This is a genomic window from Kitasatospora sp. NPDC022856 (genome assembly GCF_055561235.1).
The window spans coordinates 296871-317083 of record NZ_JBVHHE010000001.1 but is presented as its reverse complement, the minus strand read 5'-3'; the positions used below and the strand labels follow the sequence as shown (position 1 = coordinate 317083).

The 20213-nt window shown below is 73.7% G+C and carries 12 protein-coding genes; 7 read left to right on the top strand and 5 right to left on the bottom strand.

Annotation, left to right across the window (positions count from 1 at the left end; genetic code table 11):
* Nucleotides 1-68: 68 nt before the first annotated feature.
* Nucleotides 69-3461 (top strand): AfsR/SARP family transcriptional regulator, encoded by a 3393-nt coding sequence (locus ACZ34W_RS01375; RefSeq protein ID WP_465600593.1) that lies wholly within the window; start codon nucleotides 69-71, stop codon nucleotides 3459-3461.
* Between the two features lie 49 nt (nucleotides 3462-3510).
* On the opposite strand, the gene ACZ34W_RS01370 is transcribed toward ACZ34W_RS01375, so the two are convergent.
* From ACZ34W_RS01370 to panB, 3 genes are all read right to left on the bottom strand, one after another.
* The gene (locus tag ACZ34W_RS01370) at nucleotides 3511-4323 is read right to left on the bottom strand and encodes an ABC transporter permease (protein ID WP_329487379.1); all 813 of its coding nucleotides are present in this window, start codon (nucleotides 4321-4323) and stop codon (nucleotides 3511-3513) included.
* On the bottom strand, nucleotides 4320-5342 hold the full coding sequence (locus ACZ34W_RS01365) for an ATP-binding cassette domain-containing protein (protein WP_465600589.1): 1023 nt from the start codon (nucleotides 5340-5342) through the stop codon (nucleotides 4320-4322). The genes ACZ34W_RS01370 and ACZ34W_RS01365 overlap by 4 nt, the downstream gene beginning before the upstream one ends.
* A gap of 156 nt (nucleotides 5343-5498) precedes the next feature.
* Nucleotides 5499-6368: a 3-methyl-2-oxobutanoate hydroxymethyltransferase gene (panB, locus tag ACZ34W_RS01360; RefSeq protein WP_329487377.1), complete on the bottom strand. Its 870-nt coding sequence runs from the start codon at nucleotides 6366-6368 to the stop codon at nucleotides 5499-5501.
* A 367-nt stretch (nucleotides 6369-6735) separates the two neighbouring features.
* Here panB and ACZ34W_RS01355 point away from each other — a divergent pair, with 367 nt between their 5' ends.
* From ACZ34W_RS01355 to ACZ34W_RS01345, 3 genes are all read left to right on the top strand, one after another.
* Nucleotides 6736-8364, top strand: a complete 1629-nt coding sequence (locus ACZ34W_RS01355; protein WP_465600587.1) for an MFS transporter — start codon at nucleotides 6736-6738, stop codon at nucleotides 8362-8364.
* A 190-nt stretch (nucleotides 8365-8554) separates the two neighbouring features.
* On the top strand, nucleotides 8555-9187 hold the full coding sequence (locus ACZ34W_RS01350; protein WP_396486935.1) for a TetR/AcrR family transcriptional regulator: 633 nt from the start codon (nucleotides 8555-8557) through the stop codon (nucleotides 9185-9187).
* 498 nt (nucleotides 9188-9685) lie between these two features.
* Nucleotides 9686-10648, top strand: coding sequence for an endonuclease/exonuclease/phosphatase family protein (locus ACZ34W_RS01345; RefSeq protein ID WP_396487118.1), 963 nt, complete (start codon nucleotides 9686-9688; stop codon nucleotides 10646-10648).
* 54 nt (nucleotides 10649-10702) lie between these two features.
* Here ACZ34W_RS01345 and ACZ34W_RS01340 read toward each other — a convergent pair whose 3' ends face one another.
* Nucleotides 10703-12457 (bottom strand): NAD+ synthase, encoded by a 1755-nt coding sequence (locus tag ACZ34W_RS01340; RefSeq protein ID WP_329487372.1) that lies wholly within the window; start codon nucleotides 12455-12457, stop codon nucleotides 10703-10705.
* Between the two features lie 150 nt (nucleotides 12458-12607).
* Here ACZ34W_RS01340 and glnA point away from each other — a divergent pair, with 150 nt between their 5' ends.
* The 3 genes from glnA (at nucleotide 12608) to ACZ34W_RS01325 (ending at nucleotide 18822) form a co-directional block, all read left to right on the top strand.
* The gene (glnA, locus tag ACZ34W_RS01335; protein ID WP_329487371.1) at nucleotides 12608-13969 is read left to right on the top strand and encodes a type I glutamate--ammonia ligase; all 1362 of its coding nucleotides are present in this window, start codon (nucleotides 12608-12610) and stop codon (nucleotides 13967-13969) included.
* 238 nt (nucleotides 13970-14207) lie between these two features.
* Nucleotides 14208-15413, top strand: a complete 1206-nt coding sequence (locus ACZ34W_RS01330) for a hypothetical protein (protein ID WP_465600583.1) — start codon at nucleotides 14208-14210, stop codon at nucleotides 15411-15413.
* A gap of 391 nt (nucleotides 15414-15804) precedes the next feature.
* Nucleotides 15805-18822, top strand: coding sequence for a bifunctional [glutamine synthetase] adenylyltransferase/[glutamine synthetase]-adenylyl-L-tyrosine phosphorylase (locus ACZ34W_RS01325; protein WP_465600580.1), 3018 nt, complete (start codon nucleotides 15805-15807; stop codon nucleotides 18820-18822).
* A 144-nt stretch (nucleotides 18823-18966) separates the two neighbouring features.
* On the opposite strand, the gene ACZ34W_RS01320 is transcribed toward ACZ34W_RS01325, so the two are convergent.
* On the bottom strand, nucleotides 18967-19932 hold the full coding sequence (locus tag ACZ34W_RS01320; RefSeq protein WP_329487368.1) for a phosphatase PAP2 family protein: 966 nt from the start codon (nucleotides 19930-19932) through the stop codon (nucleotides 18967-18969).
* Between the last annotated feature and the right edge of the window lie 281 nt (nucleotides 19933-20213).

Here is a 20213-nt window from a genome sequence, read left to right as displayed (position 1 = left end):
CGTCCCCGGTGAACGTCCGGAGCGGCGGTCCCGGTTCCGGTCTCCGGGCCCGGCCCGGAAATGCGTGCGTGGCACGACCCTTCATCGACCAGAATGGGCGGGTGCACTACGGCATCCTCGGTACCACCACCGCCCACCACGACGACGGCACGCCGGTCCCGCTCGGCGGTGCCCGGCTGCGGGCGCTGCTCGCCGCGCTGGTCCTGCGGCAGGGACGGCCGGTGCCGGCCGACCTCCTGGTGGACGAGGTGTGGGACACCGAGCCACCGCAGGACTCCTCCGCCGCGCTGCAGACCCTGGTCGGCCGGCTGCGCCGCACCGTCGGCCGCGACCAGGTCGGCTCCGGCCCGGCCGGCTACTGGCTGACCGAGCCGCGGACGGACCTCGGCGACTTCCAGCGGCTGGCCGGCGAGGGCCGCCGGGCGCTGGAGGAGGCCGACCACGCGCTGGCCGCCGAGCGGCTGCGCGCCGCCCTGGCGCTCTGGCGCGGACCGGCCCTCGCCGACCTCCCCGACCGCGGCGGCCCCGCCACCCGGCTGGAGGCCCAGCGGGACGAGGCCCGCCGGCACCGGATCGCCGCCGACCTCGGCCTCGGCCGGGCCGCCGAACTCACCGCCGAACTCGCCGAACTCTGCGAGCGGCAGCCGCTGGACGAGCCCCTGCAGTACCTGATGATCCGGTCCCTGCACGAGAGCGGGCGCACCGCCGAGGCGCTGCGTCACTACGAGCGGACCAGGCAGGCCCTGGCGGACGAGCTCGGCGCCGATCCGGGCCGCCGCCTCCAGGACCTGCACGCCGAATTGCTGGCCCCGGTCGGGGCGCCAAGGCCGTCCGGGCCGCCGCCGGCTCCCGAGCAGGCACCGCCGGCGGCGCCGACCCGCGGCGCGGGCAATCTGCGCGGCCGGCTCACCAGCTTCGTCGGCCGGGAGGACGACCTCGGCGCGCTGCGCACCGCCCTGGCCGGCAGCCGGTTGGTCACCCTGACCGGCCCCGGCGGCTCCGGCAAGACCAGGCTCTCGATCGAGGCCGGCCGCGTCGAGCAGGCCGCCGGCCACTGGCCGGACGGCGTCTGGCTGGCCGAACTCGCCCCGCTGGAGAGCCCGCTCGCCGTCCCGGCCGCGGTGGTCTCCGCGCTCGGGCTGCGCGAGACGCTGCTGCACACCGGCAGCCTGGTCGCCGAGGCGCTGGAGAGCCGCGCGGAGGATCCGCTCCGCCGGCTGGTCGAGTACTGCGGCCACCGCCGGATGCTGCTCGTGCTGGACAACTGCGAGCACCTGATCCAGGCCGCCGCCGACCTCACCGACCAGCTGCTCGCCGAGTGCCCCGGCCTCACCGTCCTCGCCACCAGCCGCGAACCGCTCGGTGTCCCCGGGGAGAGCGTCCTGCCGGTCGAACCGCTGCCCGACCCGGTCGCGCTGCGGCTGCTCGTCGAGCGCGCCGCCGCCGCCCGCCCGGGCTTCGACCCGCAGAGCGATCCGGCCGCCTGTGCCGAGATCTGCCGCCGGCTGGACGGCCTGCCGCTCGCCATCGAACTGGCCGCCGCCCGGCTGCGGGTGATGACGGCCCGCCAGATCGCCGACCGGCTGGACGGCCGCTTCGCGCTGCTCACCGGCGGCAGCCGCACCCTGCTGCCCCGTCAGCAGACCCTGCGCGCGGTGGTCGACTGGAGCTGGGACCTGCTGGGCAAGCAGGAGCGGGCGGTGCTGCGCCGGCTCTCGGTCTTCGCCGGCGGCTGGCGGCTGGAGGACGCCGAGGCGATCTGCGCCGACGAGGCCGAGGTGCCCCGCGAGGAGGTCGCGGACGCCCTGCTCTCGCTGGTCGACAAGTCGCTGCTGGTGGCCGACCTGGGCGGCGAGGGCCTGCCCCGCTACCGGATGCTGGAGACCATCCACGAGTACGCCACCGAGCGGCTGGCCGAGGCGGCCGAGCGGAGCGAGACCGGGCGCCGGCACGTCGAGCACTTCCGCGAGCTGGTCCGGACCGCCGAACTGCGCCTGCACGGACCGGAGCAGCTGACCTGGCTGGCGGTGCTGGAGCGGGAGCAGGAGAACATCCGGGCGGCGCTGCGGCGGGCGGTCGACCGCGGCGACGAGCACGAGGCACTGGTCCTCGTGCTCGGCATGAGCTGGTACTGGTCGCTGCGCGGCTTCGGACTGGAGGCCCGGGAGTGGTACGAGGCGGTGGCCGCGCTCGGCCCGGACCCGTTCGACCCGGCCACCCTGCCGCTGCGGCCGCTGGAGCGGCCGGTGCTGGAGTACGGCATGCCGCTGCCGCCGAGGGTGGCCGAGGAGGCCCGCCGCGAGGTGGTGATGTACCGGCTGGTCGGGCTCTTCGAGGGCAACCTGGAGGTGCTCGGCGACCCGGAGGCGCTGCGGCTCTCCCGGAACCTGCTCGACGCGTACACCCCGGACCTCCCGCAGGCCTACCGGTTCCCGGGCCTGATGCGGGTGTTCGGGGCGTTCCTGGCCGGCAAGCTGGAGCTGCTGCGCGACCTGCTGAACGACGCGGTGGACGGCTGCCGCGTGCACGGCAGCGACAACGACCTGGCGTTCATCCTGCAGATCCGGGCCAAGATGATGAACGACTGGCCCGGCGGGATGGAGCAGTCCCTGCGCGACGGCGAGGAGTCGCTGGAGCTGTTCCGGCGCTGCGGCGACCGGTGGGGGATGTCCCAGGCCTACGCGGCCCGCGGCGAGTCGATGTCCAACGAGGGCCGGTCCGAGGAGGCCGTCGTCGCTTACGAGCGCGCCATCGAGCTGGCCGAACTGCTGGGCGCCCCGCAGGAGGTGCCGATGCTGCAGGTACAGCTCGGCGGTGCGATGCTCGGCATCGACCTCGACGCCGGCGAGCGGCGCATCCGGGAGGCCCTGGCCTCGGTCGAGCCGGGCGAGAGCCACGCGGCCAACGGCGCGCTGCTCTTCGGGCACCTGATGCTCTGCGCGGTGCACGCCCAGCGCGGTGAGTTCGACGCCGCGCTGCGCGAGCTGGACCAGCTGAGCGGGACCAAGGTGGGCGGCTTCGCCCCCGGCCTGGTCGGCGGGCTGCTGACGGTCACCCGGGGCTGGATGGTGGCCCGTTCCGGGGATCCGGACCGCGGGATGGAACTCCTACGGGAGGGGCGGCGGTTGCTGCGCGAGCTGACGGACACCACGAGCGGTTTCGCGGAGCAGATGTCCGTGATGATGGTGCTCCCGGCGGTCGGTGTCCTGTGGGCCTACGCCGAGCGGGACGACGACGACGAGGCGGCCCGCCGGGCGGCGGTCCTGCTCGGCGCGCACGTCGGTCTGACCGGGCCCAAGGGCGGCTACCTGGAGCGGGTGGAGAGCGAGCGGACCGAGGCGGGCCTGCGGGCCCGGCTGGGTGAGGACGCCTTCGCCGAGGCCCGCGCGCTGGGCGCCTGCCGCTCGATCGCCGAGGCGAACGCGCTGCTGGAGCGGATGATCGACTGGCCGGCCGGCTGACCCCCCGTCCCAGGGGTCGGCCGGCCGGCGGACCAGGTGGTGCGGGCCCTCAGGTCCGCTTGCGGAACCGGGCCACCGCGAGCGGCGCGAAGACCGCGGTGATGCCGATCGACCAGCCGAGCACGATGAGCACCGGGTGGGCCACCGCGCCCTCGCCGTTGAGCAGCGCGCGGCAGGCGTCGGCGAGCGCCGAGAGCGGGTTCACCTTGGTGAAGGACTGCAGCCAGCCCGGCATGGTGTCGGTCGGCGCGAAGATCGAGCTGCCGAACTGCATCGGCATCAGGACGAGCATGGACACTCCCTGGACGGCCTGGGCGCTCTTCATCGCCATGCCGAGCAGCATCGAGATCCAGACGATCGACATGCCGAAGACCAGCGAGAGGCCGACCGCGGCCAGCGCCTCCAGCGGTCCGGTCTTCACCTCGAAGCCGAGGATCAGCGCGAAGCCGATCAGGATGGCGAAGGAGACCAGCGCCCGGCAGGTCTCCGCGGCGATCTTGGAGAGCAGGACGGCGGAGCGTCCGATCGGCAGGGTGCGGAAGCGGTCCATCACCCCGGTCTGGAAGTCGCTGTTCAGACCGGTGCCGACGGCCATCGCCAGGGTGAGGCCGGTCTGCCCGAGCAGACCGGGGATCATGTACTGCTTGTACGCGTCCTGGCCGCCGGAGATCGCCCCGCCGAAGACGTAGACGAAGAGCACGGTGAAGATGATCGGCATCAGCACCGCGTCGAACATCGACTCCGGGTCCGCCTTGATCCGCATCAGGTTGCGGCGGGTCAGCGCCCCGATGTGCCGGAAGGTGCCGGCCAGGCCGATCCGGGTGTCCTCCACCCGGGCGGGGGCGAGCGTTGCGGTGGTCATGCGACGGGCTCCTTGGCGAGGCTCGGGGCGGCGGCCGCGACGGTCGCGGGCTTGCCGGTGATGGTGAGGAAGACCTCGTCCAGGCTGGGGACCAGGGTGTCGATGCCGGCGATGGCGAAACCGCGGGAACCGAGCACCCCGACCACGGCGGTCAGCTGCGCCTCGTCGGTGATCGGGACCGACAGCAGGCCGGTGTCGGCCGAGACGGTGGCCCCGGCGATGCCGCTCTCGCGCAGGCAGCGGGCCATCTCGGAGAGCTCGCCCGGGTGCGCCGGGCGGACCTGCAGGGTCTGGCCGCCGACCTGGGCCTTGAGCTCGGCCACCCCGCCGGAGGCGATCACCCGGCCGCGGTCGATCACGGTCAGCTCGTTCGCGAGCTGCTCGGCCTCCTCCATGTACTGGGTGGTGAGCAGCACGGTGGTGCCCTCGCCGACCATCCGCTGCACCTCGTCCCAGACCTCGTTGCGGGTGCGCGGGTCCAGGCCGGTGGTGGGCTCGTCCAAGTAGAGGACCCGGGGCCGGCCGATCATGCTGGCGGCCAGGTCGAGGCGGCGGCGCATGCCGCCGGAGTAGGTCTTGGCGACGCGCTTGGCGGCCTCGGTGAGCGAGAAGCGCTCCAGCAGCTCGGTGGCGCGGGCCTTGGCGTCCTTGCGGGAGAGGTCCAGCAGCCGGCCGATCAGGTAGAGGTTCTCGTAGCCGGAGAGCATCTCGTCGACTGAGGCGTACTGGCCGGTCAGGCCTATCGTGCGGCGTAGTTGCTTGGGCTGGCGCAGCACGTCGTAGCCGCCGACGAAGGCCGTGCCGGCGTCCGGCTTGATCAGCGTGGAGAGGACCCGGACGAGCGTGGTCTTGCCGGCGCCGTTCGGGCCGAGCACGCCGAGCACGGTGCCCTCGCGGACGGTGAGGTCGACACCGTCGAGTGCCTTGGTCGCGCCGTAGTGCTTGACGATGCCGCGCACCTCTACGGCATTGCCCGCGGCGGGCCCCCGGTCGTTCGGGGCAGTGGCGATTCGTGTCATGCCCCCCAGACTGTCCGCCCCCACTGACAGTCTGCTGTCACGGTGTGCCCGGGCCCGGGCGGCCCGCTGTCATCCCGCTGTCGCGGCGCTCCCGGCGCGGCGTCCCGGGCACGGGTGGGGCCCCGCTCCGAGCGGAGCGGGGCCCGTACCGGCCGGTCAGTGGAAGGTGTGCTCCGGGGCCGGGAAGGCGCCGGACTGCACGTCGGCGGCGAACTCGCGGGCGGCCTCGCCGAGGACGGCCCGCAGGTCGGCGTACTGCTTGACGAACTTCGGGACCCGGCCCGCCGTCATGCCGGCCATGTCCGTCCAGACCAGCACCTGCGCGTCGGTGTCCACCCCGGCGCCGATGCCGACGGTCGGGATCGCCAGCTGCTCGGTGACCTGGGCGGCCAGCTCGGCGGGGACGGCCTCCAGGACGACGGCGAAGGCGCCGGCCTGCTGGACGGCCTTGGCGTCGCGCAGCATCCGGTGCGCCGCCTCGTCGCCGCGGCCCTGGACGGGGTAGCCGCCGAAGGCGTGCACGGACTGCGGGGTGAGGCCGATGTGGGCCATCACCGGGATGCCGGCCTCGACCAGCAGCTCGATCGACCGGGCGCTGCGCTCGCCGCCCTCCAGCTTGACCGCGCCGACCCCGGCGTCCTTCATCAGCCGGACGGCGTTGTGCATGGCCTGCGCGGGGGACTCCTGGTAGGAGCCGAAGGGCAGGTCGGCGACGATCATGGCGCGCTTGGTGCCGCGGACGACGGCGGCGGAGAGCATCACCATCTGATCCATGGTCACCGGCACGGTGGTCTCGTAGCCGAGGTGGCAGTTGGCCGCCGAGTCGCCGACCAGCAGGACGGGGGTGCCGGCCTCGTCGAAGACGCCCGCGGTGAGGGCGTCGTAGGCGGTGAGCATCGACCACTTCTCGCCGCGCTGCTTGGCGGCGGCGAGGTCGCGGACGGTGACGCGGCGGTTGGTGACCCCGCCGTAGAGGGTCGCGGTCGACGCCTGGTTCTGGGCAGGCGAAGGCGAAGAAGCGTTCATCGAACAGGCTCCTGAAGGGTTGTCGTCTCGTGGCGCCGTGTGGCGTCCCCGGATCCCCTCCATGCTTGCACGCCCCGGCGCGGGCGCAAAGAGGCGTGCCCGGACCGCGCTGCGATCTAGGGCACACCGGCCGGGCGCCCGGTGCGGCACCCGGCTCGGCCGACCGACGCGGCCCGGCCCGGCCGACCGACGCGGCCCGACCCGGTGCGGCTCACCGCGCCGGCCCGGCGCCGAGCCTTTGCCCGAGCTTTACGAAACGGATTCGTCTCGTATCGAAAGTCGCGCTAGGGTGATCGCGGGGGTTACGAGACGCATACGACTCGCAAATGCCCGCCAGTGACACGCCACCACGGACGGGAAGACCGCAATGACCACCGCAGCCGCGCCACCTCGGGTGGCGGAAGCCATCCACCGCCGACGCTGGGCGATCCTGTGCACCCTGGTGCTCGCCCTCCTCGTCGTCGTCCTCGACAACTCGATCCTGAACGTCGCGATGAAGACCATCGCGTCACCCGCGCCCACCGGGCTCGGCGCCAGCCAGAGCGACCTGGAATGGTCGATCAACTCGTACACCCTGGTCTTCGCCGGGCTGCTGTTCACGGCGGGCCTGCTCGGTGACCGGTTCGGCCGCAAGCGCGCCCTGCTGGCCGGGATGGTGGTCTTCGGGATCGCCTCGCTGCTCTCCGCGATGGCCGCCTCGCCGGGTGAACTCATCGGCTACCGCGCGCTGATGGGGGTCGGCGGCGCGCTGGCGATGCCCGCCACGCTCGCCATCATCATGAACGTCTTCGAGCGCGCCGAGCAGCCCAAGGCGATCGGCATCTGGGCCGGCGCGGTCGGCCTGGCCATCGCGATCGGCCCGATCACCGGAGGCCTGCTGATCGAGCACTTCTGGTGGGGCTCGGTCTTCCTGATCAACGTCCCCATCGTGGTGGTCGCCGTGATCGCGATGGTGCTGCTGGTGCCCGAGTCCAAGGACCCGAACCCGGGCCGGCTCGACCCGATCGGCGTGCTGCTCTCGATCATCGGCCTGGTCGCGCTGATCTTCGGCATCATCAAGGGCGGCGAGCTGGCCGACTTCACCTCCCCGGAGGCCTGGGGGCCGGTGCTGGTCGGCGTGGTCGCGCTGGTCGCCTTCGTCTGGTTCGAGCGCCGCACCGCGTACCCGGCGCTGGACATCAGCTGGTTCCGCAACAAGGTGTTCAGCGCCTCCGTGGTCGTCGTCGGCGTGGTCTTCTTCGCGCTGATGGGCGTCTCCTTCTTCGGCGTCTTCTACACCCAGAGCGTGCGCGGCTACAGCGCCCTGCAGGCCGGCATGCTGATGCTGCCGCTGGCCGCCGCCCAGCTGCTGTTCGCCCCGCGGGCCCGGCTGGTGGTGGACCGCTTCGGCGTCCGCGCCACCTGCGCCGGCGGCATGGCCCTGATCGCGATCGGCTTCCTCGGCTACCTGCTGCTCGACGTCGACACGCCGATCTGGGTGCTGGTGGTCCTCGGCCTGCTGATGGGCAGCGGCATGGCGCACGTGATGCCGCCGGTCACCGTCGCGATCATGGGCTCGCTGCCGCGCGAGAAGGCCGGTGCCGGTTCGGCGATCAACAACACCTTCCGCCAGGTCGGCGGCTCGCTCGGGGTGGCCGTGCTCGGCGCGGTGCTCTCCACCGTCTACCGCAACGGGATGTCCGACCAGCTGGACAAGCTGCCGGCCGGCGCGCTGCGGGAGAAGGCCGGTGAGTCCCTGGAGGCCACCATGGCCGTGGCCGGCCGGCTCGGGCCGCAGGGCGCCGAGCTGATCGGCCCGGCGAACGCCTCCTTCATCGACGCCATGCACGTGGTGGCCGGCCTCTCGGCCGGAGTCACCCTGGTCGGCGCCCTGCTCGCCTGGTTCCTGCTCCCCGGCCGGATCACGGCGGGCGGCCCCGGCGGCGCGCCGGGGGGCGCACCCGCCCCGGCGAAGGCGGCCGGCCCCGTGCGGGAGACCGAAGCGGCCGACGCCTGACCGGTCGCGGCCGGCCGGACCCCGGCTGAGCTGCGGCCGAGCTGAGCGAGAATGGGCCCCTGGCCGCCCGGACCCGTCCGGGCGGCCGGGGCCATGTGCGTACGGCGGCTTCCACCGGGCCGGAGTGCGGACGACAATCGGTACTGGAACGGCGCCGCGCGCCCGCGACCATCGAGGGAGACCAGCGGGGATGAAGACGGACACCACGGTCGCGCCGGACTGCACGAGCCCGCGGCGGGGCCGCCCGCGCAGCGAGGCGGCCGAGCAGGCCATTTTCACCGCCGTCGAGGAGCTCATGGCGGCCGGCAGCAGTCTGGCCGAGCTGACCATCGAGGGCATCGCCACCGCCGCCGGCGTCGGCAAGGCCACCATCTACCGGCGCTGGCCCAACAAGGAGGCCCTGCTGGTCGACATGGTCAGCCGGCTGGAGGCGCCCGTCCCGGAGAGCACCGGCGGCGCCGTCCGGGACGACCTGATCGCGATGGTCGAGTACATGCGCATCCGCGGCCTCGCCAAGCGCTCCCGCTGGGTGCTCAAGGCCGCGCTCAGCCAGATGCACAGCTGGCCCGAGCTGCACGCGGCCTACCGGGAACGGGTGATCGGGCCGCGCCGGGTGATGGCGCGCGACCTGATCCGCCGGGGCGTCGCCGAGGGCGTGCTCCGGGGCGACCTCGGCGAGGAACTCCTCGCCGACCTGCTGATCGGTCCGATCCTCACCCGCAGCATCCTGTGGGAGGAGTCCGACCTCGACGATCCCGAGCTCGCCACCACGATGATCGACGCGCTGCTCCAGGGCCTGGCCGGCCCGGCCGCCCGCGACTGACCCGCCCCGCCCCGCCGCGCTCCGTCGCGACCGGCCTGCCGCGACCGACCTGCCGCGGGGGCCTCCGTGCGGCTCCCCGGCGTGGCCTGGCTCACCAAACCGGGCCACGCCGGAACCCGCTCCCCGGAGCCCGCGTCTGTCCCGGCATAGGCTGAGCCGGGAATCCGATCAAACCGGCACCAGTCCGGCGCCGTGCCCGCCCTCCGGCGGGGTCGCGCGTCGGACCGGCAGACGGCACGAACGAACGGGAGCCACGGGATGGCGCAGGCGGACTGGACGGACCGGACGGCACCGGCGGCGGGAGGCGGGGCCCCGGCCACCGCCGGGAGCACCGGCACCGGCACCGGCCCGGACGGCGCCGGTAGCCCCGGTGGCGCCGGTGACCTCGGCGGCCCCGGCCCCGGCCCCGGCCTCGGCGGTCCCGGTGGCCTCGGCGGTCCCGGGCCCGGTGGTCCGGGGGGTGCCGGCCGGTCCGGTTCCGGCGCCGGGTTCCTCGGCCTGCGCGGCTGGGGCCGGGACGCCCGGGGCAGCAACCCCTGGCGGCGCGGCCTGCTCCTCGCCGCCCTCGCCCTGCTCGCCGCCGCCCTGCTGGCCTTCCACGCCGAGGTGCCCAACACCGTCGGCAACCTCGGCAGCCTGCTGGAGACCTTCCTGCCCTGGGTCGGCCTGGCCGTACCCGTCCTGCTGGTGCCGGCCCTGCTGCGCCGCTCCGCCACCGCGCTGATCGCGCTGCTGCTGCCGGTGGTGATCTGGTTCAACATGTTCGGCGGGCTGCTCAGCGACAAGAGCGGCGGCGCCGGGGACTGGACGGTGGTCAGCCACAACGTGGCCGCCGCCAACACCGATCCGCAGCGCACGGTGCAGCTGCTCAAGGACTCGGGCGCCCAGATCGTCGCGCTCCAGGAGCTGGCCGGCCGGCCGCTGCGCGCCTACGAGACCGGGCTGGCCGACAGCTACCCGTACCACGCGGTGGAGGGCACGGTCGGGCTCTGGTCGAAGTACCCGATCAGCGGCGTCTCGGTGGTGGACATCAAGATGGGCTGGACCAGGGCCTTCCGCGCCCAGGTCGGCACCCCGCAGGGTCCGGTCGCGGTGTACGTCGCGCACCTGCCGTCCGTCCGGCTGAAGGCCGAGGGCGGCTTCACCGTCAACCAGCGGGACGCCAGTGCCCAGGCCCTGGGTGACGCGATCGAGGCCGAGTCGCTGAAGAAGGTGCTGCTGCTCGGTGACCTCAACGGCACCATGAACGACCGCAGCCTGGCGCCGGTCACCTCGCAGATGCGCTCGGCCCAGGGCGCGGCCGGTGACGGCTTCGGCTTCAGCTGGCCGGCGTCCTTCCCGATGGCCCGGATCGACCAGATCATGAGCAAGGGCGGTCTGAAGCCCACCGACTCCCGCACCCTGGGCCACGACGGCAGCGACCACCTCGCGATCGCGGCCACCTACCGCTACCAGGGGTGACCGCCGGCGGCCGACCGCCGGCCGGTGATCAGCGCCGGTGCCGGCGGTCGCTGGTCAGCCCCGGCGCCAGCGGTTGGTGATCGGCAGCCGGCGGTCCCGGCCGAAGCCCTTGGCGGAGATCTTCGGGCCCGGCGGGTACTGCCGGCGCTTGTACTCGGCGGTGTCGACCAGCCGGACCACCCGGTCGACCACCGCCGGGTCGAAGCCCGCCGCCACGATCGAGTCCCGGCCCTCGTCGCCCTCGATGTAGCGGCTGAGCACGGTGTCCAGCAGGTCGTAGTCGGGCAGCGAGTCGGTGTCCACCTGGTCCGGCCGCAGCTCGGCGGACGGCGGCTTGTCGATGGTGTGCTCCGGGATCGGCGCCGGTTCGCCGCGCCGCGCGGCCTCCTCGTTGCGCCAGCGGGCGAGCCGGAAGACCAGCGACTTGTAGACGTCCTTGATCGGACCGAACGCGCCGACCGAGTCGCCGTACAGCGTGGAGTAGCCGACCGCCAGCTCGCTCTTGTTGCCCGGCGCGAGCACCAGGTGGCCCTCCTGGTTGGAGATCGCCATCAGCAGCGTGCCGCGCAGTCGGGACTGCAGGTTCTCCTCGGCCAGGCCCGTCAGCTCGGTGGCCGCCAGGTAGGCGTCGACCATCGGGGCGATCGACACCGTCCGCAAGTGCAGCCCGGTCCGGCGGGCCAGCTCGGCGGCGTCGTCCCGGGAGTGCTGGGAGGAGTACCGGCTCGGCATCGAGACGCAGTGCACGTTCCCGGCCCCCAGCGCGTCCACCGCGATGGCCGCCACCAGCGCGGAGTCGATGCCACCGGAGAGGCCGAGCAGCACCGAGCGGAAGCCGTTCTTGCGCACGTACGCCTCGGTGCCGGAGACCAGCGCGGCCCAGATCTCGGCCTCGTCCGAGATCCTGGGCGCCACCTCCGCCCGGAGCGGCGCGGCGGGCGCGGGCAGCGGCTCGCCGCCCAGTTCGCGGCGGACCAGGTGCAGGCCGTCGGCGAGCAGCAGCCCGTCGGTGTGGTCGCTGCTCGCGGCCGGCAGGTCGAGGTCGAGGACGAGCAGGTGCTCCGCGAACTGCGGCGAGCGGCCCAGCACCCCGCCGTCCGCGCCGACCACGATCGAGTCGCCGTCGAAGACCAGCTCGTCCTGGCCGCCGACCATGTTGACGTAGGCCAGCGCGCAGCCCGCCTCGGCGGCGCGCCGCCGGACCAGTTCCAGCCGGGCGTCGTCCTTGTTCCGCTCGTAGGGCGAGCCGTTGAGCACCAGCAGCAGGCCGGCCCCCGCCTCGCGGGCGGCGCTCACCCGGCCGCCGTCCTGCCAGATGTCCTCGCAGATCGCGAGCGCCACGTCCACCCCGTGCAGCCGCAGCACCGGCAGCTGGTCGCCGGGGACGAACCAGCGGTACTCGTCGAACACCCCGTAGTTGGGCAGGTGGTGCTTGGCGAACCGGGTGACCACCCCGCCGCGGTGCAGCACCGCGGCGCAGTTCTGCGGCGACCCGGCCGGGCGGCCGAACCGCGGCGAGGCCTGGTCGGACCGGCCCAGGTAGCCGACCACGACCGGCACCTCGCCCAGCCCCTCGCCGGCCAGCCGCGCGGCCAGGGCGACCAGCGCGGACCGGGAGGCCTCGACGAAGGAGCGGCGCAGGGCGAGGTCCTCCACCGGGTACCCGGTCAGGGCCATCTCGGGGAAGGCGATCAGCCGGGCACCGGCCTCGACGGCCTGGGCCGTCCGGCGTACCACCTCGTCCGCGTTGCGGTCGAGATCACCGACCCAGGGGTCGGTCTGGCACAGGGCGAGACGGAGATTGGGCATGCCGCGAGTCTAATCGTCGATCTGACGCGATGTCGCGTCCGAGGGTTGCCACTGCCCTCGGCGGCCGCGATCCGCCATGATGGGGACAGTCGCTTTCGGGTGGTTTCCGGGCGTAACACGAACGTAAAGAGCAGAGGTGAGACTGTCCCCATGGGCAAGCAGCAGGAGTTCGTGCTCCGGACGCTCGAAGAGCGTGACATCCGTTTCGTCCGACTGTGGTTCACCGACGTGCTCGGGTTCCTGAAGTCGGTCGCGGTGGCGCCGGCGGAGTTGGAGCAGGCCTTCGAGGAGGGCATCGGCTTCGACGGGTCGGCGATCGAGGGCTTCGCCCGCGTCTACGAGTCCGACATGATCGCCAAGCCGGACCCGACCACCTTCCAGATCCTGCCCTGGCGCTCGGAGACGCCCGGGACGGCCCGGATGTTCTGCGACATCCTGATGCCGGACGGCTCCCCGTCCTTCGCCGACCCGCGGTTCGTGCTCAAGCGCACCCTGGAGAAGGCCTCCGAGCTCGGGTTCACCTTCTACACCCACCCCGAGATCGAGTTCTTCCTGCTGAAGAACCTGCCCGGCGACGGCACCGCGCCGATCCCCGCCGACCAGTCCGGCTACTTCGACCACACCCCGCGCGGGGTGGGGCACGACTTCCGCCGCCAGGCGATCACGATGCTGGAGTCGATGGGCATCTCGGTGGAGTTCTCCCACCACGAGGGCGCGCCCGGTCAGCAGGAGATCGACCTGCGCTACGCCGACGCGCTCTCCACCGCCGACAACATCATGACCTTCCGTCTGGTCATGAAGGAGGTCGCGCTGGAGCAGGGCGTGCACGCCAGCTTCATGCCGAAGCCGTTCTCCGACCACCCCGGCTCGGGGATGCACACCCACCTCTCGCTGTTCGAGGGGGACCGCAACGCGTTCCACGAGTCCGGCGCGGAGTACCAGCTCTCCAAGGTCGGCCGGTCCTTCATCGCCGGACTGCTCAAGTACGCCGCCGAGACGGCCGCCGTCACCAACCAGTGGGTCAACTCCTACAAGCGGATCTGGGGCGGCTCGCAGCGCACCGCGGGCGCCGGCGGCGAGGCGCCGTCGTACATCTGCTGGGGCCACAACAACCGCTCGGCCCTGATCCGCGTCCCGATGTACAAGCCCGGCAAGCAGGGTTCCACCCGGATCGAGGTCCGCTCGCTGGACACCGGCTGCAACCCCTACCTCGCCTACGCCGTCACCCTCGCGGCCGGCCTCAAGGGCATCGAGGAGGGCCTCGAACTCCCGCCCGGCGCGGACGACGACGTCTGGGCGCTCACCGACGCGGAGCGCCGCGCCCTCGGCATCCAGCCGATGCCGCAGAACCTCGGCGAGGCCATCGACCTGATGCAGCGCAGCGAGCTGGTCGCCGAGACCCTCGGCGAGCACGTGTTCGACTTCTTCCTCCGCAACAAGCGCCAGGAGTGGGAGGAGTACCGCTCCGAGGTCACCCCCTTCGAGCTGCGCAAGAACCTCCAGGTGCTCTGACGGGCCGTCAGCCGCGCGAGTGGGCCTGCTCCGGTCGGAGCAGGCCCGTTCCGTTGTGCGGGTCCGCCCGCTCCCGTCGGTCTCCGGCGGGAGCGGGCGGTGCGGGCGTCCGGGCAGGGGTCCCCCGCGCACGCTAATTCGTTGGGCCAATGCGGTTACCCTGCAGCGGTGCGAGCCGTGACCAGGTGACGCGGGAGCGTATTCAGAAGATCCGTTTTGCGGATCATCCTGGAGTGTCATGCGTACTCGAATCACCACCCTGGTCCTGTCCGGACTGGCCTCGGCCGCCCTCGCCCTGGGCGCCGGCGGCACGGCCTACGCCTCGCCCCTCGTCGACCACACTGTTGCCTCCGAATCGCCGGAGGCCCAGGGCGAGTGGGTCGACAGCCTCCTGCGTCTGGCCGAGGAGGACACCGGCTCCGCCGCCAGCACCTGGACCTTCAACGGGCGAAGCACCGTCTACTCCGCACCGGGGCTTCGCCCGGCCCACCGGGGCGACGACGGCCCGGTGTCGGAGCTCGCGGAGCCGGGCGACGCCGAAGCCGCCGAGCAGCCCGCGCTGTCGGAGGAGAGCGGTCCCGGACGCGGTCGGCCGATGGCTGAGCCGGAGTCCGTGTTCCCCGAGGGCTCGTCGCCCCGCGGTGGCGAGCACTGTGAAGAGGGCTGGCACGGCCAGCCCGGGGAGCACGGCGCCGCGGACTGCGACTGCTCCACCGAGCACCACGAGCACCACGAGCACCACGAGGGCCACGAGGGCCACGAGGGTCACGAGGGTCACGGTGGCCACGAGGGCCAGGGGCAGGGCCAGGGTCAGGGCCAAGGCCAGGGCCAGGGCCAGGGGCAAGGGCAGAGCAACGAGCAGGGTCAGGGGCAGGGCCAGGCCCAGGGTCAGGACCAGGGGCAGAGCCAGAGCGGCTCGCAGAACCAGGGTCAGGACCAGCACGTCCAGGTGACCGTCAACGTGCAGAACGTCGTCACGAACAACCTCAACAACAGTGCGAACAACAGCGCCGCCAGCAACTCGAACAACTCCGCGCAGAACAGCGCGCAGAACTCGGCGCAGAACAACCAGTCGGCCTCGCAGGCCAACAACCTCTCCAACCAGCAGAGCCAGTCCAACCACCAGGCCTCGCACAACCTGAACAAGGCGACCCTCGTCGCCAAGGGCCAGGCGCCGGGCAAGTCGGCTCACCACGGTGGCGGAGAGCACGGAGAGCACGGCGAGCACGGCGAGCAGACCGGGCACGGCGGGGGCGGGCACTACGGTTCGGGCGGGGGGTACGCGTCCGGCCAGCACGGTGCGGGCGAGCACCACCCGGCCGAACACCCCCACGGGGAGCTGGCCGAGACGGGCTCCCGGGAGACGCCGATCCTGATCGGCCTCTCGGCCGCTTTCCTCGCGGCGGGTGTGGCGGCGATGCGGCTCGGCCGACGGCGCGCATGATCGGGTCCGTCCCCCCGGGCTGCCGGACAGCGCGCCGGGGCCGGACAGCGTGACCGTCCGGCGGGGCACCCGGTCGGGCGTTGCGGGCGACAGGGCGGTGCGCCGTGAGCGGCCGCCCGGCGCTCTGCGTCCGGCCTTCACCCGTTCGACGTACAGGAAGCCGATGCCGCCGTCCGCCTCGAAGGAGGAGAGGACGGCGGTGTCCGTGCTGCCGGCCGGAGGGCTGCCGGGGCCGGGGGCGACCGGCGCCGGTGAAGGCGCTCGGCGGCGGGGCCCGTCCGCCGGCCGACCGTGAGGCTCCCGGTCGTGGCCGGGCGGGGCCGGTCCGCGGTCGCGCCCGGCGCGGCGCCGTGCGGGCGCGTAACCTGCTGAACGGGCGGATGGAGGGGTCATGGAGGAGCAGCGGGCCGGGAGCCGGGTGAGCCGGCCGGAGATCAGGCTGGTCCGGCGCGGGTTCACCGACCCGGCGCAGGCCGTCCGGCTGCTCGCCGGGCCCGGTCTGGAGGGACTGGCCGACGACCCGGTGCTGCTGGACGCGCTCGGCGCCACGGCCGACCCGGACCTCGCCCTGCTCGGCCTGGCCCGGCTGCTGGAGGGCGCCGACGAGACCGAGCGGCACACCCTGCGCGACACCCTCACCACCTCCAAGCCGCTGCGCGACCGGCTGCTCGGCGTGCTCGGCGCGTCCACCGCGCTCGCCGACCACCTGGCCCGGCACCCGCACGACTGGCACGTCCTGGTCACCTTCGAACTGCGCGACATGCACCCCGGCCCGGAGGACTTCCGGCGCGCGCTGCGCGAGGGCCTGCGGGCGGACGCCGCCGTCAGCCCGGCGGACGCGCTGCGGATCGCCTACCGCCGCTGCCTGCTGGCCATCGCCGCCCGCGACCTCACCGGCACCACCGACCTCGCGCAGACCGCCGCCGAACTGGCCGACCTGGCCGGCGCCACCCTGCAGACCGCCCTGGAGATCGCCGCCGAGGAGGATCCGGAGGCCGCCGGCGCCTGCCGCCTCGCCGTCATCGGCATGGGCAAGTGCGGCGGGCGCGAACTCAACTACGTCTCCGACGTGGACGTCATCTTCGTCGCCGAACCGCGGGAGGGCGTCGAGGAGCAGGAGGCGATCAAGGCCGCCACCCGGCTGGCCGCCGCGCTCACCCGGCTCTGCGCGGACACCACCGGCGAGGGCACCATCTGGCCGGTGGACGCCAACCTGCGCCCCGAGGGCCGCAACGGCCCGCTGGTCCGCACCCTGGCCAGCCACCAGGCCTACTACCAGCGCTGGGCCAAGACCTGGGAGTTCCAGGCGCTGCTCAAGGCCCGTCCGGTCGCCGGGGACGCCGAGCTCGGGGCCGCCTACCTGGCGGCGCTGGAGCCGATGGTCTGGCAGGCCGCCGCCCGGGAGAACTTCGTCACCGACGTGCAGCAGATGCGCCGCCGGGTGATCGACTCGATCCCCGTCACCGAGCTCGACCGCCAGCTCAAGCTGGGCCCGGGCGGCCTGCGCGACGTCGAGTTCTCCGTCCAGCTGCTCCAGCTGGTGCACGGTCGCACCGACCCGGCGCTGCGCAGCGGCAACACCCTGGAGGCACTCGGCGCGCTCTCCCGGGGCGGGTACGTGGGCCGGGCCGACGCCGCGTCGCTGGACACCGCCTACCGCTTCCTGCGCTCGCTGGAGCACCGGATCCAGCTGCACCGGCTGCGCCGCACCCATCTGATGCCCACCGGCGAGGAGGACCAGCGCCGGCTGGCCCGCTCGCTCGCCCCGCTGATCAACGACGACACCCGGGCCGACCCGGTCGCCGCCCTCCAGCGGGAGTGGAAGCGGCACGCCGTCGAGGTCCGCCGGCTGCACGAGAAGCTGTTCTACCGGCCGCTGCTGGACGCCGTCGCCGAGCTGCCGACCGGTGCGACCGGGCTGAGCCCGGACGCCGCCCGGGCCCGGCTGGAGGCGCTCGGCTACGCCGACCCGGCCGCCGCGCTGCGCCACCTGACCGCGCTGGCCTCCGGCGTCAGCCGCAAGGCCGCCATCCAGCGGACCCTGCTGCCGGTGCTGCTGGGCTGGTTCGCCGACTCGGCCGACCCGGACGCCGGGCTGCTCAACTTCCGCCAGGTCTCCGACGCGCTCGGCCGCACCCCCTGGTACCTGCGGCTGCTGCGCGACGAGAGCGCCGCCGCCGAGCAGCTGGCCCGGGTCCTCTCGGCCGGCCGGCTCGCCCCCGACCTGCTGCTGCGGGCCCCCGAGGCGGTCGCCATGCTGGGCGACCCGCAGGGCCTGGCGCCGCGCGGCCGGCCCGCCCTGGAGCAGGAGATACTGGCCGCCGTCGGCCGCGCCGACTCCGCCCCCGCGGCCGTCGCCGCCGCCCGTTCGGTGCGGCGCCGAGAACTGTTCCGGACCGCCGCCGCCGATGTCCTCGGGCGGCTCGGTGACGACCCGGCCGAGGCCCTGGACGTCGCGGGCGAGGCGCTCACCGCGCTCAACGCGGCCACCCTCCAGGGCGCGCTGCGCGCCTGCACGGCCGGCTGGGAGGCCCGGCACGGGGAGCTGCCGACCCGGATCGCGGTGATCGCGATGGGCCGGTTCGGCGGGCACGAGCTCGGCTACGGCTCCGACGCGGACGTCCTCTTCGTCCACGAGCCGCTGCTCGGTTCGCTCGACCAGGACGCCGCCCGGGCCGCCCAGGCGGTCTGCCACGAGCTGCGCACGCTGCTCTCCGGGCCGTCCACCGAGCCGCCGCTGGTGGTCGACGCCGATCTGCGCCCGGAGGGCCGCAACGGCCCGCTGGTGCGCACCCTCGCCTCCTACGCGGCGTACTACCGGCGCTGGTCGCACGCCTGGGAGAGCCAGGCACTGCTGCGCGCCGACCCGGTGGCGGGGGACGCGGAGCTGGGGGAGCGGTTCCGGCAGCTGATCGACCCGCTGCGCTACCCGGGCTCCGGGGTGCCGGAGCGGGACGTGGTGGAGATCCGCCGGATCAAGGCCCGGATCGAGGCCGAGCGGCTGCCGCGCGGCGCCGACCCGACCACCCACACCAAGATCGGCCGGGGCGGACTGGCCGACGTGGAGTGGACCGTCCAGCTCCTCCAGCTCCAGCACGGGCACGAGCTGCCGGCGCTGCGGACCACCCGGACCAGGCCCGCGCTGGCGGCCGCCGCCGAGGCCGGGCTGGTCGGGGCGGAGGACGCGGCGGTGCTGGACGCCGCCTGGGTGCTGGCCTCCCGGGTGCGCTCCGCGGTGATGCTGGTCCGCGGCCGGCCCGGGGACAGCTTCCCCGGGGAGGCCCGGGAGCTGGCCGCGGTGGCCCGCTACCTCGGGTACGGCGCCGGGCACAGCGGCGAGCTGGTGGACGACTACCGGCGCACCACCCGGCGGGCCCGGGCGGTGGTGGAGCGGCTGTTCTACGGCTGATCCCCGACCGGCTGCGCCCCGGCACCGGAGGAACGCTGAGCCCCGGCCCCCGGAGGTCCGGCGAAGGGGCCCTGGGCAAGGGCAAGGCCCGGGGTACGGCGAAGGGCCCGCGGAAAGCTCCGCGGGCCCTTCGCCGTACCGGTCTCAGCGCCGTCCGGCGCTCACCGCGGGCTCGCTCCACTGCTCGGGCACCGTGATCGGCTCGTCCGCCGCCCCCCGGGCCGGAACCTTCGGCAGGCGGTAGACCCAGACGTGGTAGATCAGCCGAGCCACGACGAAGCCGACCGTGAGGCAGGCGACGCCGCCGACGGCGTCCATCCAGAAGTGGTTGGCGGTCGAGACGATCACCACCAGGGTGGCCACCGGGTAGAGCAGGCCGAGCGCGCGGGCCCAGGCCGCGCGGGCCAGGAAGAAGATGGCCAGGCCGCACCAGAGCGACCAGCCGATGTGCATCGAGGGCATCGCCGCGTACTGGTTGGAGACGTGCGTGGCCGGCCCGGAGGCCATCGAACCCCAGGTGTTGTGGACCTTCAGGGTGTCGATGAAGCCGCCGTCCGTCATCAGCCGGGGCGGGGCGAGGGGGAAGAAGTAGAAGCCGACCAGGGCGATGCCGGTGGTGACGAACAGCACCGTGCGGGCCGCGGCGTAGCGGCCCGGGTGGCGCCGGTAGAGCCAGACCAGGACGCCGATGGTGATGATGAAGTGCAGCGTCGCGTAGTAGTAGTTCATCCCGACGATCAGCCACGAGAACTTGTCGACCGCGTGGTTGACCGAGCGCTCGACGGCCACGCCGAGGCTCTGCTCGAAGTCCCAGATCCAGCCCGCGTGCTTCTGGGCTATCGCTTCCTGTTCCGGGACGGCGTTGCGGACGAGGGAGTAGACCCAGTAGCTGATCCCGATCAGCGCCAGCTCGAACCAGATCCGCGGTCGCGCCGGTGAACGCCGCTGGTCACGGATGCGGCCGCGCAGCGCGGCCGCGCGGGACTGGGCGACGCGGGTGGCTCCGTCGGGCACTCGGCCGGAGCCGGCCGGGCCCGCTGCGGAACCGCCACCGTGCGCCGCCGCGGCGCGCTCGGCGCCGGTCTGCTGGATCTCGGTCGGTTCCCCCATGGACGAGAAGTCTGCCAGACGGCCCGTAGCCGTCTGCTCATCCTCTGGAAGTGGATTCTTCACCGACTGTCCCCCTTGAGGGCTAGGGGACTGCTCCCACCGGGGTAGGGGGTGCTGTGGGATCTGGTACGAACCGGCGGGACGGGCATACGTCCTATTCTCACGCCGAGTGCCTCGGGTGGCGCAATCGGGGTCGGGCAGCGGCACGCCTGGGGCCCGAAATTTCCGGGACCGAAACCCTTTCTGCATCTTGCTGAAACAGATTGCAGGCCGCTAGCGTC